15 protein-coding genes, 1 tRNA gene and 1 pseudogene are annotated in these 14,529 nt (G+C 72.7%); 7 read left to right on the plus strand and 10 right to left on the minus strand.

Annotated features, from left to right (window positions below; translation table 11 throughout):
* From Y09_RS06155 to Y09_RS06165, 3 genes and pseudogenes are all read left to right on the plus strand, one after another.
* Nucleotides 1-396, plus strand: a pseudogene (locus Y09_RS06155) (serine/threonine protein kinase); the annotation flags it as partial.
* Nucleotides 393-2,621 (plus strand): Stk1 family PASTA domain-containing Ser/Thr kinase, encoded by a 2,229-nt coding sequence (pknB, locus tag Y09_RS06160; RefSeq protein WP_082358661.1) that lies wholly within the window; start codon nt 393-395, stop codon nt 2,619-2,621. The pseudogene Y09_RS06155 and the gene pknB, both read left to right, overlap by 4 nt.
* The gene (locus Y09_RS06165; protein WP_053916928.1) at nt 2,614-3,270 is read left to right on the plus strand and encodes an aminodeoxychorismate/anthranilate synthase component II; all 657 of its coding nucleotides are present in this window, start codon (nt 2,614-2,616) and stop codon (nt 3,268-3,270) included. Before pknB ends, Y09_RS06165 begins: the two co-directional genes overlap by 8 nt.
* Nucleotides 3,271-3,292: 22 nt before the next feature.
* Here Y09_RS06165 and Y09_RS17645 read toward each other — a convergent pair whose 3' ends face one another.
* From Y09_RS17645 to Y09_RS06175, 3 genes are all read right to left on the minus strand, one after another.
* Nucleotides 3,293-3,466 carry a hypothetical protein gene (locus Y09_RS17645; protein ID WP_126987050.1) on the minus strand — a complete coding sequence of 58 codons (174 nt, stop codon included), beginning with the start codon at nt 3,464-3,466 and terminating at the stop codon, nt 3,293-3,295.
* Nucleotides 3,466-4,164 carry a class E sortase gene (locus Y09_RS06170; protein ID WP_053916930.1) on the minus strand — a complete coding sequence of 233 codons (699 nt, stop codon included), beginning with the start codon at nt 4,162-4,164 and terminating at the stop codon, nt 3,466-3,468. The genes Y09_RS17645 and Y09_RS06170 overlap by 1 nt, the downstream gene beginning before the upstream one ends.
* 68 nt (nt 4,165-4,232) lie before the next feature.
* Nucleotides 4,233-4,970, minus strand: a complete 738-nt coding sequence (locus tag Y09_RS06175; protein ID WP_053916933.1) for a DUF881 domain-containing protein — start codon at nt 4,968-4,970, stop codon at nt 4,233-4,235.
* 114 nt (nt 4,971-5,084) lie between these two features.
* Between Y09_RS06175 and Y09_RS06180 the strand changes: the two genes are divergently transcribed.
* The 3 genes from Y09_RS06180 (at nt 5,085) to Y09_RS06190 (ending at nt 7,104) form a co-directional block, all read left to right on the plus strand.
* Entirely contained in the window at nt 5,085-5,687 is a 603-nt protein-coding gene (locus Y09_RS06180) for a cell division protein CrgA (protein ID WP_234695653.1), read from the plus strand.
* A gap of 179 nt (nt 5,688-5,866) precedes the next feature.
* Nucleotides 5,867-6,928: a hypothetical protein gene (locus Y09_RS06185; protein ID WP_053916937.1), complete on the plus strand. Its 1,062-nt coding sequence runs from the start codon at nt 5,867-5,869 to the stop codon at nt 6,926-6,928.
* A gap of 103 nt (nt 6,929-7,031) precedes the next feature.
* Nucleotides 7,032-7,104: transfer RNA gene (locus Y09_RS06190), tRNA-Arg, on the plus strand.
* A gap of 101 nt (nt 7,105-7,205) precedes the next feature.
* On the opposite strand, the gene Y09_RS06195 is transcribed toward Y09_RS06190, so the two are convergent.
* Entirely contained in the window at nt 7,206-7,568 is a 363-nt protein-coding gene (locus Y09_RS06195) for a metalloregulator ArsR/SmtB family transcription factor (RefSeq protein WP_010549441.1), read from the minus strand.
* Between the two features lie 56 nt (nt 7,569-7,624).
* On the opposite strand from Y09_RS06195, the gene Y09_RS06200 reads away from it, so the two are divergent.
* Entirely contained in the window at nt 7,625-8,641 is a 1,017-nt protein-coding gene (locus Y09_RS06200) for a cation diffusion facilitator family transporter (protein WP_053916939.1), read from the plus strand.
* A gap of 24 nt (nt 8,642-8,665) precedes the next feature.
* On the opposite strand, the gene Y09_RS06205 is transcribed toward Y09_RS06200, so the two are convergent.
* The 6 genes from Y09_RS06205 to Y09_RS06230 all read right to left on the minus strand — a co-directional run bounded on the left by Y09_RS06205 (nt 8,666) and on the right by Y09_RS06230 (nt 14,528).
* Nucleotides 8,666-9,877, minus strand: coding sequence for a Gfo/Idh/MocA family protein (locus Y09_RS06205; protein ID WP_053916941.1), 1,212 nt, complete (start codon nt 9,875-9,877; stop codon nt 8,666-8,668).
* Nucleotides 9,867-10,640, minus strand: a complete 774-nt coding sequence (locus Y09_RS06210; protein ID WP_053916943.1) for a ThuA domain-containing protein — start codon at nt 10,638-10,640, stop codon at nt 9,867-9,869. The genes Y09_RS06205 and Y09_RS06210 overlap by 11 nt, the downstream gene beginning before the upstream one ends.
* Before the next feature lie 270 nt (nt 10,641-10,910).
* Nucleotides 10,911-11,306: a hypothetical protein gene (locus Y09_RS06215; RefSeq protein WP_053916945.1), complete on the minus strand. Its 396-nt coding sequence runs from the start codon at nt 11,304-11,306 to the stop codon at nt 10,911-10,913.
* A complete protein-coding gene (locus Y09_RS06220) occupies nt 11,300-11,908 on the minus strand; it encodes a histidine phosphatase family protein (RefSeq protein ID WP_053916947.1) in 609 nt (202 codons plus the stop codon). Before Y09_RS06220 ends, Y09_RS06215 begins: the two co-directional genes overlap by 7 nt.
* A 14-nt stretch (nt 11,909-11,922) precedes the next feature.
* Nucleotides 11,923-13,629 carry an FAD-binding oxidoreductase gene (locus Y09_RS06225; RefSeq protein WP_053916949.1) on the minus strand — a complete coding sequence of 569 codons (1,707 nt, stop codon included), beginning with the start codon at nt 13,627-13,629 and terminating at the stop codon, nt 11,923-11,925.
* Nucleotides 13,626-14,528: a lysophospholipid acyltransferase family protein gene (locus tag Y09_RS06230; RefSeq protein ID WP_053916952.1), complete on the minus strand. Its 903-nt coding sequence runs from the start codon at nt 14,526-14,528 to the stop codon at nt 13,626-13,628. The genes Y09_RS06225 and Y09_RS06230 overlap by 4 nt, the downstream gene beginning before the upstream one ends.
* Between the last annotated feature and the right edge of the window lies 1 nt (nt 14,529).

Consider the following 14,529-nt stretch of genomic DNA (forward strand, 5'->3'; position numbering starts at 1 on the left):
CGCTCCGCGGCCTCGCCCGCCCCGGCCCCGCGCGGCGACGGCGCCCCCTCCCCGCTGCATGCGGCCTCGGCGGCGGGCGCCGCCGACGGCGCCGAGCGCGCCTTCTCGGGCGGCGCCTTCGACGACGTGGACACCGCGGCGTCCTCGCGCACGGTGCGCGGGACGAGCACGGGGCGGCGGGTCGGCGGGATGTCGGTGCCGGGCCTGGTGCTGGTGATCCTGGTGGTCGTCGCGATCGCGGTCGCCGTCGCGGGCGGCCTGGGACTGCTGCCCCTCGGCGCGATCGACGCCTCGGCGCCGGCGGGCCTGGGCACGACGTCGGGCGAGGCGGCGTCAGCTACTACGATGGTCGGATCGATCGGTGTCGGCCACGGCACGAGGACGGGTGTGGAGTGAGCGGAGAGACGGTGATCCTGGGTGGTCGGTACCACCTGGGAAGGATCCTCGGGACCGGGGGCATGGCGGAGGTGTTCCTCGCGGAGGACACGCGCCTGCACCGCACGGTCGCGGTGAAGGTGCTGCGCTCCGACCTGGCCCGGGACGCGAACTTCCAGGAGCGCTTCCGGCGTGAGGCGCACAGCGCCGCGTCCCTGAACCACCCCTCGATCGTCGCCGTGTACGACACCGGCGAGGAGCAGCAGACCACGATCACCGGCTCCGAGGTGACGATCCCGTACTTCGTGATGGAGTACGTCGAGGGACGCACCCTGCGCGAGTACATCGACCCCGAGCACCCGATGGACGTCATCCAGGCCGGGGAGATCATGGCCGCGCTGCTCAGCGCGCTGGAGTACTCCCACCGCGCCGGGATCGTGCACCGCGACATCAAGCCCGGCAACATCATGATCAACTCCGCGGGCGCCGTGAAGGTGATGGACTTCGGGATCGCCCGCGCGGTCGCCGACGCGACCAGCGCCATGACCGCGACCCAGGCCGTGATGGGCACCGCCCAGTACCTCTCCCCCGAGCAGGCGCGCGGCCAGCTGGTCGATGCGCGCTCGGACATCTACTCCGCCGCCTGCGTCATGTTCGAGATGCTGACCGGGCGCCCGCCGTTCACCGGCGACACCCCGGTCTCGATCGCCTACCAGCACGTGCGCGAGGATCCGCAGCCGCCCTCGGCCTTCAACCCGGCCGTCACCCCCGCGATGGACGCGGTGATCCTCACGGGCCTGGCCAAGGACCGCGAGCAGCGCTATCACAGCGCCGTCGCCTTCTCCCGGGACATCGCGGCGGTCGTCGCCGGGCGCGCCCCGGCGCTGGTCGCCGGCGCCCTGCCGGGGGCCGACGACCCCGAGGCCACGACCGTGCTCAGCCCGCTCGACGACGCGACCGAGGCGCTGCCGGCGACGGCCGGCGCCCTGGGCGCGGGCGCGGCGGGCGCCGCCGCGATGCGGCCCCAGGACTGGCGCACCGGCTCCGCGCCCTCCCCCGCGACCGGGCCCCTCGCCCTGCGCTCGGGGGACGAGGTGGAGCCGGAGGAGAAGCGCAAGCGGCCGTGGTGGCTGATCGTCCTGGTGACCCTCGTGGCCCTGGGCCTGATCGCCGCGGCGCTGGCCTACTTCCGGCCGTGGGACCGGGGGCCGGAGACGGTCGCGGTCCCGAACGTGGTGGGGCAGACGGAGGACCAGGCGCGCAGCGCGCTCACCGAGGCCGGGCTCGACCCGACCTTCGAGCCGACCCCCTCCCAGGACGTCGACAAGGGCGAGGTCATGGAGACGGACCCGCCCGCCGGCCAGGAGGTCGAGGTGGGCAGCCCCATCACTGTCACGGTCTCCGGCGGCCCCGACGCGGTGACGGTGCCCGAGGACCTGCAGGGCAAGAGCCGCGAGGACGCCCGGGCGGCCCTCGAGGCCGTCGGACTCACCATGACCGAGGGCGAGGCGGAGGACGTCCCGCAGGAGGCGGGGACGGTGGCGAGCACGTCTCCCCAGGGCGGGCAGTCCGTGGACCGGGGCACCGAGGTCGAGGTGCGCTTCGCCTCGGGCAACGTCGAGGTCCCGAACGTCGAGGGCGTCCAGTTCGACAAGGCCAAGGAGACCCTCGAGGCCCGCGGTTTCGAGGTCCCGGACCCCGCGGAGCGCGAGGAGGCGGGCGAGGACCCCGGCACCGTGCTCTCGCAGACGCCCTCGGCCGGCGGCAGCCCCGCCCGCTACGGCTCCACCGTCGACCTCGTGATCGCGGCCGCACCGGGTCCCGTGGCGGTCCCGAACGTCGCCGGGCAGACCCTCGAGAACGCGCAGAAGACCCTGTCCGACGCCGGCTTCACGGGTACCACCCCGACCTCGGAGTTCTCGGACTCGGTGCCCGAGGGACAGGTCATCCGCACCGAGCCCGCGGCGAACGAGCAGGTCGACCGCGGTACCACGATCACGATCGTGGTCTCCAAGGGCCCGGAGCCGACGCCCACCCCGACGCCGACGCCCACGCCGACGCCGACCCCCACCCCGACCGAGGAGCCGAGCCCGACCGAGGAGCCGAGCGACAGCCCCTCTCCGACCACGGACCCGCCGGAGGACGAGGGCGAGGACGCCGCGCAGGGCGGCGGGAACAACGGACGCGGCGCGGGCGCCGGGAACGGGAACGGGAACGGGAACGGGAACGGGAACGGCGATGGCTGAGCAGTCCGCGGCACGGATCCTCGTGATCGACAACTACGACAGCTTCGTCTACACGATCGTCGGCTACCTCCAGCAGATGGGGGCCGAGACGACGGTGGTCCGCAACGACGAGGTGCCCGCCGACGACACGGGCGCCGTCGACCTCACCGGGTTCGACGGGGTGCTGATCTCCCCCGGCCCCGGCAACCCGTCCACCGCCGGTCGCTCCCTGGACGTGATCGGCCGCTGCGCCGAGCAGCGGGTGCCGATGCTCGGGGTGTGCCTCGGGCACCAGGCGCTGGGCCAGCACTTCGGGGCGCGCGTGGACCACGCCCCGCAGCTGATGCACGGCCGCACCAGCGAGCTCACGCACGAGGGCAGGAGCGTCTTCGCCGGCGCCCCCTCCCCCATGACCGCGACCCGCTACCACTCCCTCACCGTGGTGCCGGGGACGGTCCCGGCCGAGCTCGAGGTCACCGCCCGCACCGCCGACGGGATGGTGATGGGCCTGGCCCATCGGGAGCTGCCCCTGCACGGGGTGCAGTTCCATCCCGAGTCGGTGCTCACCGAGAACGGGCACCTGATGCTCGCGCGCTTCCTCGAGCTGTGCGACGGCCGTGACGCCCTCGAGCGCTCGGAGGGGCTGAAGCCCCTGATGACCGCGGGCTGAGCCCGTCGGCCGGCTCCTCCGGTCAGCCCGTGGCGGCCACCGCCCCCACGAGTCCGTCGTTGAAGGGCATGAAGGGCGCGATCGCGGGGAACACCCACCCGAACAGGGCCACGATGATCGCGGCGAGCACCAGCACGGTCAGCAGGATCCGCACCCAGAGCGGTCCGGGCAGGAGTCGGAACAGCCAGGCGTACATCAGCCCTCCTCGGCGGCGTCGGGGGCGGTCGCGAGAGCCTCGGGGATCCCGTCGGCCCGGTCCGTCCAGTACGAGAACTCCGCGTGGACGATGTAGCGCTCCCGCGCGGAGTACATCGGATGGCAGGCGGTCAGGGTGAGAATCCGTTCGGTGGGCTCCGCCCCGCTCTCATCGGGCGTCGGGGCGATCACCCAGGCGTCCTCCGGCATCACCACGAGCGACTCGGTGACCTCGTAGACGTAGAACGCCTCGTCGGTCTCCACCACGATCGGATCGCCCTTCTCGAGGCCGGCGATGTCCTCGAGGACGCGGCCGTAGGTGTTGCGGTGCCCGGCGACGGAGAAGTTCCCGACCTGGCCGGGCAGCGCGGTCTGCGGGTAGTGGCCGGCTCCCTTGACGTTCAGGACCTGCTCGAGGCTCACGCCCTCGGCGAGCGGGAAGCGGTCGCGGTCGAAGGCGGGCACGTGCATCGTGCCGAAGACCATGGTGTCCTCGGGCGTCGCGGGGACGGGCGGCGGACCGTCCTGCCGCGGGGCGATCCGCTCCTCGTCCACGGCGCCCCATTCCTGCTCGAGCCCGTCGAGGATCCCGGCCTGCTCGCGGTCGGCCATCACGTCTGTCCACCACAGCTGCCACACCAGGAACAGGCCCAGCAGCACCCCGGCGGTCAGCAGCAGCTCGCCGAGGACCCCGAGCACGCCCGGCCCGCGGGGCCGGCCGCGGTGCGATCGTGCGACCCGTCGTCCCGGGTCCGTGCGGCCCGTGCTCACCGGCTCACCGCGGCGTCGACGGCGAGAGGGCCGACATAGGCGGGCAGGGTGGTGTCCTGGAGCGTCTCGACCTTCTCGCCGAGGCCGACGTGGTCGACCCATTCGCGGTAGAGCTGCACGTTCTGGGAGGAGTCGAGCGCCTCGGTCATCTCCTCGACGGGGCCGATCACGGTGATCACGAAGGGCGGGGAGTAGACACGGCCCTCGAGCAGCAGGGTGTTGCCGGCGCAGCGGAAGGCGCTGCCGTTGACCACGCGCTGATCCTGCAGCATCATCGCCTCCGCGCCGCCGGCCCACAGGGCGTTGATGAAGGACTCGAGGTCCTGCTGGTGGACGACGAGGTCGTCGGGCTCGGTGCCCGGAATCGCGCCGAGCGCGCTCGAGGGCGCATCGGTCAGGGTGATCCGCAGTCCGGGCCCGGAGACCTCGCTGAGGCCGACGGCGTCCTCGACCTCGGAGGTGCGCTCTGCGGTCGCCGCGCCCGCGCCCTGGCCGCGCAGCTCCTCGATCTCGGCGCGCTTGTCGGCGTTGTCCTCGGTGAGCTCCTCGATGGTGCGGCCGCGATCGGCGAGGACGCCGGCGACGTCGCTGCTCTCGTCGCGGATCGAGCCGCCGGCGGCGAGGCGGGAGGTGGTCGCGAAGAGCACGCCGCACAGCACCATCACCAGGGCCACGCCGACGCGCCCCCGGGCACGGCCGCGACGGCGCCCGGACGGGGCGTCCTGTGCTTCCATCGTCACTCCTCGCTTCGCGCGCGTCCCGGACGCCCATTACCCTAGGCCACGGTCCGCACCCGCGGATCCGCGCGGCACGGTCGCGCGACGGCCGCGTCGAGGGAGCATCGTTCCATGGCCAGGAGCAGGAAGAAGTCGTCCGTCCGGGCGACGTCGAGCGCGAAGGCCGCGAGCACGGACCCGCAACACGTGACGCCGGACGCCGAGGACCCGACCGCGGAGGCCGAGGGCGCCGCGACGGACCTCGAGGACACGATGGCGGACGCCGAGGACCCGACCGCGGAGGCCGAGGACTCGAAGCCCGCCGGGGGCTCCGCGAAGGACCCCGTGCGCCGCAGGGGCGCCGCCGGCAAGGACCCCGTCGGTCGCGGCGCGACGAAGGGCGCGTCCGGGAAGAAGAAGAGCAAGGGCGAGACCGGCAGGACCGCCGGCGGCGAGGTGCCCGAGAAGGCGAAGGACTCCACGCGCGCCACGTCGGTGCGCCGGGCCGCCGCGGCCGAGACCTCCCGCACCACCGGACGCCGCGTCGCGGCCGCAGGGCAGAACCCGCAGTGGCTCGCCCCCGCCGCCGTGGTCTTCCTGATCCTGGGCCTCGCCTACCTGGTGACCTACTACATCACCGCCGGGCAGCTGCCCCTGCCGATCGGCGACTGGAACCTCGCCGTCGGCTTCGGCGTGCTGATGGTCGGCGGCGGCATGCTGATGTTCTGGAAGTAGCCGGTTGTTCTGGAAGTAGCCGGTCGCCCCGCTCCGATCGATCGGAGCCGTGCGACCGGACCGCGCGCGATGGGGAGTTCTCCCCACCGCGCGCTCCCTCCTGCGCAGGTACGCTGACCGGGAAGCGCGTCACACCCGGTGGCGCCACGCACCTCGGTGCGCGATCCGACGGGGGACCCATGACCAGCATCTCCAGACGGCGCAGACTCCTCGCGCTCCTCCTCGTTCCCTTCATGATGGTCCTCGCGGGCTGCGGCAAGTTCGACGCGACCTTCGACATCAAGGACGCCGAGACCATCGACGTGACGATGGACATCGGCCTGGACACCTCCCTCATCGGGTCCGAGTACTCCTCCGCCGAGGAGATGTGCGCCGAGATGGAGGCCGAGGAGTCGGGCGTGGCCGGCGAGATCGCCCCGACCGTCGAGCCGTACGAGGCCGACGGCATGTACGGCTGCAAGATCACCGGCGTGGTCGACAACGAGGAGTTCGGCAACGGGCTGGACCTCGTCGAGGAGGACGGCGAGTACCACTTCACCCTCGACCCGGCGCAGGCCGGGCTGGGCGACCTCGCCGACCCGACCCTGGCGGACTACGGCTTCGAGTTCTCGATGACCTTCATCTTCCCCGGCGAGATCATCGAGTCCTCCGGCGGCCAGATCGACGGCAGCACCGTCGTCTTCACGGATGCGGCCGAGATCGCGAACGGGATCGACATCCGCGCCGAGGCGAACAGCTTCCCCTGGGTCATCGTGATCATCGCCGTCGTCGTGATCGGCTTCCTCCTCCTGCTCGCGGCCGCCGTGGCGGTCTTCCTCGTGGTCCGCTCGCGGAAGAACAAGGCCGGCGCCTCCTCGGGCGTGCCCGGCGGCTACGGCGCCGGTGCGTCCGTCGGCGCCGCGTCCGGGGCGTCCCCGGCCGCTCCGCCGAGCGCGCAGTGGGGCCAGAGCTCGCCGCCGCCCGCACCTCAGGGCGGTCAGGGCGTGCAGAGCGGCCAGGGCGGCCAGCAGTGGGGCCAGGCCTCTCCCCCGCCCGCACCCCAGTCCGGTCAGCAGTGGGGGCAGAGCTCGCCGCCCTCGGCCCCGCAGGGCGATCAGCAGTGGGGCGCCCCTCAGCAGGGCGGCCATGGCTCCCCGCAGGGCCAGCAGCAGCCTCCGTGGGCCCATCCCGACAGCGGCCAGAACCCCGGCGGGCCGCAGGGCCCCGGCTCCCCGCAGCCCCCTCAGCAGTCGGGCTGGTGACCGCCGCGGGCCATGGCCCGCTCCTGTGAGCAGGGTCATGGCCCATCGATTGGCGCCGGCCGCGAGGGCCCGCTAGAGTAGTCGAGGTCAGCGCAGCTGGCGAGCGCCCGTAGCTTAACGGATAGAGCATCTGACTACGGATCAGAAGGTTGGGGGTTCGAATCCCTCCGGGCGCGCAGAAGGAAAGGCCTCTCATCAGCGAGAACATCGCGATGAGGGGCCTTTCGCATGCCCCGCGCATCGTCCGCCCACACCGGGGCGGGCGCCCCGCGAACGTCTAGTCGCCCCGCCCCGCCCCGTGCTCATGGGGGCCGGGCCCCGCGACCCCGGTGACGTGCTCGGCGTGGGAGAGGGTCTCCTGCAGCAGGCTGCGCACATGGGCGTCCGAGGCGCGGTAATAGGCGAAGGTGCCCTCCTTGCGGCTCTGGACGAAGCCCGCCAGGCGCAGCTTCGCCAGATGCTGGCTGACCGCCGCGGGCGTCGCGCCGACCGCCTCGGCCAGCGCGTTGACGCTCGACTCCGCCTGGAACAGCGCCCAGAGGATCTTCACGCGGGTGGGATCGGCGAGCATCCGGAAGGTGGTCGCCGCGATCTGCGCGTGCTCGTCGTCGGGAACGGGGTGCACGGGCGCGGGATGCATGCGGACACTCTACGCAGATCTTGTTATCTGCATGCTTGCGCAGATAGTTTACTCTCGTGACCACGCAGCCCCACACCCACCACGACCACGACCGCCACCACGACCACGACGACCACGGCCACCACGACCACGGCTCCGGGCTCCTCGCCCGCCTGCGCCACGCCCTCACCCCGCACAGCCACGACCACGGCGAGGCGATCCGTACGGCCGAGGAGTCCAGCGCCATCGGCCTGCGTGCCGCCTGGGTGAGCCTCGCGGGGATGGGGGCCACCGCGCTGCTGCAGATCGTGATCGTGGCGCTCTCCGGCTCGGTCGCGCTGCTCGCGGACACCCTCCACAACCTCGGCCATCTCGCCACCACGATCCCGCTGATCATCGCGTTCCGCCTGGGCCGCCGCTCCCCCACCCGCACCTTCAGCCACGGCTTCCGGCGCGCCGAGGACCTCGTCGGCCTGCTGATCGGCGCCGTGATCGCACTGTCGGCCGCGCTCATCGTCTGGGAGTCCGTGCGCGCACTGACCGAGGCCCGCGACCTCACCCATCTGGGCTGGGTGCTGGCCGCCGCGCTGATCGGTGCCGCCGGCAACGAGCTCGTGGCCCGCTACCGGATCCGGGCGGGCCGGCGCATCGGCTCGGCCGCGCTGATCGCCGAGGGCCAGCACGCCCGCACCGACGCGATGACCTCGCTCGCCGTGGTCGTGGGCGTCCTCGGCGCCTGGGCGGGACTGCCCTGGATCGACCCGCTGATCGGCCTGCTGATCGCCGTGATGGTGGTCCTGGTGCTGATCAGCTCGATGCGGACGGTGGTCCGTCGGCTGATGGACGGTGTCGAGCCGGAGACCGTCCAGCTGCTCCGGACGGCCGCGGAGGGCCCCGGGGTGCTCGGCGTGCACGAGGTGCGGGCCCGCTGGATCGGTCACCGACTGGATGCCGAGCTCACGATCGACGTGGACCCCGGCCTCACCGTCGAGGAGGCGGAGCCGCTCACGGCAGCGGTCCGGGGGCGTCTGCACGAGGCGGTCCCCCACCTCGAGCGGGCGCTGGTGCAGCTGGAGCCCGCCGCGCCCCGGTGACTCCTCGGGGCGCGGCGGCTCGGCTCAGGAGCCGGCGACGAGCGCCTCGCGCACGCTGCCCCAGGAGCGCATGATCTCGCGGGCCTGCTCGTCGGCCTCCGCGGCGATCGCCTCGACGCGCGCCTGCTCGAGCAGCTCGTCGATCTCGACCCGCTCCCCGCGCTCGACGGCGGCGACGGCCGCCTCGACCATGGCGAAGCTGAGCACGTTCTCGTGGATCTCGCACATCGGGGTGCGGCCCTCTCGCAGCGCGGAGACGCACTCGACCAGCGAGGCGGCGATCTGGTCGGGCTCGGGCGCGGTCTCGGCGTCGATCGCGGCCTGCAGGCGCGCGGTCTCCTCCTCGTCCTCGGTGCCGACGACCGGGGCACCGGTGCCGTCCCAGGTGGCGGAGCCGTGCTGGGCGCCGATCCGCCATTCGCTGTTCCACCAGGTCGGCAGGCCGCGGGCGTTCCAGGTGCCGTGGTAGGCGAACAGGGATCCGTCGGACATCTCGAAGGTCGCGCTGACGGTCGCGTCGTGGTGGTAGACGCTCCACTCGGGTCGCGTCCCGCGGGCGGTGACCGCGACCGGGTCCGCGTCCAGGATGTAGCGCGCGGTGTCGAAGGCGTGGATGCCCATGTCCCGCAGCAGCGGGTGGTCCTGGGTACGGCGGAATCCCTCCATCTCTGTGAACAGGGAGAAGAAGGCGCTGGTCATCACCGTCGGCCCGTGGGCGGCGACGAAGCTGCGCAGCTGGCGCACCTGGCGGAAGAAGCGCCGGGACTGGGAGACCATGAACGGCACGCCGGTGAGCTCGGCGTGCGCGAGCAGGCTGATCGCCTCGGGCAGCGTCTCGGTGACGGGCTTCTCGCCGAGCACCGGGATCCCCGCGTGCAGCGCCTTCACGGTGATGGGATGATGGGCGACCGGCACGGTCGGGTTCACGATCAGGTCCGCGCCGAGCTCGAGGGCGAGATCGACCCCGTCGGCGCCGACGGCGACCGCCGCCGGGTCCTCCGCGCCGGACTGGTCGATCACGCGCTGCGGCGCGCCCTCGACCAGGTCGGCGACGCCGACGAGCTCCGCGACCCCGCTCGCGACGACCTCCCGGGCCCACCAGCTGCCCATCGAGCCGGCGCCGACGACGACCACGCGTGCGGGACGCTCCGCGGACAGGCGAGGGAAGCCGGTCAGGGAGGCCGATGGCGTCGGGGCGGCGGAGGTGTCGGTGAGCGTCCTGGTCTCAGATGACACGCGTAGCTCCGTCCGAGTCGTCCCCGCGGAACCAGTCGCGCGGGGCGTTGGCGATCTTCACCGGGGCGGCCTCGCGCTCCTCGGGCCGGGCCCAGACCACGGCGTTGGCGAGGACGCGCTGGATCTCCGCCTGGCGGTAGACGGGGTACTCCTGGTCGCCGGGGCTGAAGTAGAAGACCTTCCCCTTGCCGCGGCGGAACACGGCGCCGGAGCGGAACACCTCGCCGCCGGCGAAGGAGGAGACGAAGACGAGCTCGTCGGGGGCGGGGATGTCGAACATCTCCCCGTACATCTCCTGCTCGGGGACGACGATCGGGTGCGGCACGCCGCGGGCGATCGGGTGGGAGCCGTTGACGGTCCAGACCCGCTCCTCCTCGCCCTCGTTGCGCCACAGCAGGTTGCAGGTGGTGCCCATCAGCTTCTTGAAGGGCTTGGAGTAGTGGGCCGAGTGCAGCGGGATCAGCCCCATGCCCTCGTGGACGCGGCGCACCACGCGCTCGGCGATCTCGTCGGGAACGTCCTCGTGCGCCATGTGGCCCCACCAGGTGAGCACGTCGGTCTCGGCGAGAGCCTCCTCGGAGAGGGACTCCTCGATGTCGTCGAGCAGGGCGATGCGCACCTCGGCCTCGACGCCGTCGGCCGCGAGGAGGGTCCGCAGGGCCTCCGCGATCACGGCGTGCATGCCCTCGGGATAGATCTCCTGGACCTTCGGGTCGACCTTCTCGTGCCGGTTCTCGCCGAAGACGGCGATGCGCAGTGTCATGACTTCCCTCGTCCTGTCGCTGGTGGTTCGCGGGCCGCCCCTCCTCGGGCGACCCGGTCCATCGTAGGGGCGCATGGCGCCGTCTCCTCGGCCGACCCGCCGCCGGACGGACGTGTGCGACCGGGAACGTTCCGTGAACGAACCGTGACCCGCCTGTGACCCATTCCTCACGAGTAACTGAATATGGTCGTCCGCAGGCTCCTTCAACGGCGAGGGAGCCTGCTCTCTCCCCAGCGGCGGCAGCGGCGGAGGCCGGCCTCCGCCGCCGTCTCAGCGGTCGGGCGCGGCCTCGCGCAGGAGTCCGTCGGCCCGCAGGCGCTCGACGAGCACCTCGGCGGTCTCCGCATGGCGGCGTCCCGCGCGCGCCCAGCCGACGGCGCCGCCCAGGGTGCGTCCGACGGTCGCTCCCCACCGGTAGCGGACGCGCGTCCCGCCGGGGACCTCGGCCAGCTCGAGCCGGGCCCGGAGGTGGAAGCGGCTACCGGCGAGGGCGCCGAGCAGCACCGTGCGGCGCAGGCTCCCGGTCTCCACGTCCAGGCGCGCGGGCGTGGTCTCGTGGACGCGCCAGCCCCGGGCGGTGAAGAACTCGGCGAGCAGGGCCCGGGTCTCCTCGAGGTCCCCGCGCACGAGCAGGCGCACGCCGCCGCCGCGGTCCGCGCTCAGCACGGCGCGACCGCCGCGGCAGTGCGGTGCGGTCCGAGCGCGCGCAGCTCGGCGTTGCCCAGGTGCGGCACCTCGCGGTGGTCGTGCGGGTCGTGCCCCGCGGCCAGCGCGAGCGCGATCTGCAGCACGTCCCCGTGGGCGACGAGCACCACGGGCGCGTCGGCGGCGAGCGCGTCGGCCGCCCGGAGCGCCCCGAGCACGCGCGAGGCGACCTCGGCGACGGGCTCGACCCCGTCCTCGTGCGACTCCCGGGCGCGGTCCCGCGCCCAGATGCCCTCGTAGGCGGTCGCGGGGCCCTCGTCGTGCGCGCCGAAGCAGCGTTCGCGCAAGCGCTCGTCGACCCGCGGCGCCCCTGCGCCGAGACCGACGGCGAACTCCTCGGCGGTCTGGCGTGCGCGGGCGAAGTCGCTCGTGACGACGACCGTGCCCGGACCGAGGCCCTGCGCGGCCGCATCCGTCGCCGCGGCGCGCGCCTGCTCCCGGCCACGACCGGTCAGCCCCACCGTCTCGAGCGCCCGCGGGCCGGGGACGGAGACGATCCGTCCCTCGACGTTCGCGGTCGATTCCCCGTGCCGCAGCACGAGGACGGGATGCGCGGCCTGCATCGTCGCTCCCCCGCTCAGGAGGGGACGACCTTGCCGGGGTTGAGGTTCCGGCCCGGGTCGGTGTCGGCGAAGAGTCCCTGCACCATGCGGCTGCCGACCTCGCCGATGTCCTCGGTGATCCAGGGCTGGTGCTCGGTGCCCACCGCGTGATGGTGGGAGACCGTCGAGCCGAGGTCCACGAAGGTCTGCTGCACGGCGCTCTTGGCGGCGTAGTACTGCTCGAGCGCCTGCTCGTCGGTCGAGTAGGGGAAGGCGAAGGTGAAGTAGAGGCACGCCCCGGCGTGGTAGCTGTGCGACATGTGGCAGAACATGAAGCCGGGCAGGCCCTGCTCCTCCTGCACCGCGTAGAAGGCCTCGAACGCCTTGGCGTGGACCTCGTTGATCTTCGACCAGGTCGCACCGGTGTCGCAGACGTCGCCGAAGACCTGGTAGTCCATCAGGAAGTCGCGCAGGTACGGGGTGTCGAACTTCTTCTGGTCGTAGATCGCGCCGGGGCCCGCGCCGAGCGTGATGCCCCCGGCGTTCTTCACGATCTTCTTCACGATCGACTTCTGCTGCTCGACGGATTCCTTCGAGCCCTCGAAGCAGACGTAGGAGATCGACATCTCGTTCGTCGTGTCCCAGCCCTTGGAACGCAGGTAGGAGAACAGCCCGTCCTGCACCTTCGCGGCGACCCTCCCCTTGGTGGAGGTGGGTGCCTTGACCATGGCGAGGCTGAACTCGGTCTCCGGCCCGTCGGAGAGGCGGGTGAAGGTCGGGGAGACGTCGGTGGAGCGGGCGATCGCGTGCATGCCGCGGATGCCGTGCTCCCAGTCGGGGTACATGTAGGCGATGACCTGACGGACCGGCGCGATGCGGTGCACCTGCACCGTGACCTCGGTGATCACGCCGAGACGTCCCTCGCTGCCCAGGATCATCTCGTGCACGCTCGGTCCGGAGTCGCGGCCCGGGATCGGCTTGGTGACGGCGACGCCGGCGGGATGGACCATCCGCAGGCCGCGGACGATGTCCTCGATGTCGCCGTACTTGTCCGACTGCATGCCGGAGGAGCGCGTCGCGGCCCAGCCGCCGACGGTCGAGTAGGTGAAGGAGTCGGGGAAGTGGCCGACGGTCCAGCCCAGCGCGTTCAGCTGCTCCTCGAGGTCCGGGCCGTACGCGCCCGCCTCCACGCGGGCGAGGCCCGCGGTGTCGTCGATCTCGAGCACCTCGCGCATGCGGCCGAGGTTCATGGTGAGGATCGGGCGCTGCTCGTCGACGTCGGGGGTGACGGAGCCGGAGATGGAGGAGCCGCCGCCGTAGGGGATCAGCACCATGTCGTGCTCGAGCACGAGGCGCAGCACCGCGGCGACCTCGTCCTCGGAGGCGGGGTACACGATCGCGTCGACCAGGCGCTCGAAGCGGCCATTGCGAACGCGGAACAGGTCCGGCAGGGAGCGGCCGAAGGAGTGGACGACCCGGTACTCGTCGTCGTCCAGCAGGTTGTCGGCGCCGACGACGGCGACCAGCGCCTCGCGCGCCGGGGCGGGCAGTCGGCTCTCCGGCACCTCGAAGTCCGACAGCTGCGGCTCGACCGGCTGCTTCGACTCGAGGTCGACGCCGACCTTGTTCCGCGCGAGCGGGGCGAAGGCGGGCTTGTTGTCGTAGCGGAAGGTGACGTCGTCCAGGCCCCAGCCCCACCACTTGTGCCGCTTGACCTCGCGTGCGCTCAGCCGATCGCTCATGCGTCCTCCTCCTCGTCCCGGACAGCGCTGCCCAGGACCTCGTCGTGGTGCTCGTCGTACAGGTCCTTCACGCTGTCGTGGATGCGCGTGATGAAGTCGCTCGCGGGCTCGTCCACCCCGCCCAGCAGCGGCTCACCGAAGACGATCCGCACGGGCGGGCGGCCCGGCACGGGCCAGCTGCGCCCCTTGGGCATCGCCTCGTAGCCGCCGATGATCGCGGCGGGCACGACGGGGACGCCGACGCCGAGGGCGAGCGCGGCAGCGCCGGCCTTGAACTCCGCCATGGTCCCGGTCTGCTGGCGGCCGCCCTCGGGGAACACGAGGATCGGCACGCCGCTGCGCAGCAGCCTCTTCGAGGTGCCGGCGTGCTTGCGGGAGCCGCCGCGGTCGATCGGGAAGGCGTTCATCATCAGGCGCACGAAGATGCGGCGGTGCCAGTGATCGAACCAGTAGTCGGCGGCGACGCCCGTGGACAGGAACCGTCCCTGGGTCCAGGGCAGGCTCATCGCGAGCAGCGGTGCGTCGACGTGGCTGGTGTGGTTGGCGACCAGCACGAACGGACCGCGGATGCTCTTCACACGGCGGTGCACCTGCACCTGCGGGCTCACGGCGGAGTTCACCACGGCCCGGAACAGCACCCGCTGCAGCACGAAGCGCATCCCGGCGCGCCAGCCGGAGCGGTACTTGGCCAGCTCGCCCGTCGGCTTCTCCCATCCCTCCCCGCGCGAGCGCGCGGAGAGCGAGGCCAGCAGCCGACGGGAGCGGTCCTTGAGGTCGTCGGCGGCCTTCGCGGTGGCGTCCGCGGCGCGGCTCGAGGCCTCGGAGAACCGTGCCGCGGCCTCGGCCCGTCGCGAGCTCTCCTGCTCCTCGGGCTCCTTCTCGCTGTCCTCGTCGGTCACG

The organism is Brachybacterium sp. SW0106-09 (genome assembly GCF_001293905.1).
Lineage (GTDB): Bacteria > Actinomycetota > Actinomycetes > Actinomycetales > Dermabacteraceae > Brachybacterium > Brachybacterium conglomeratum.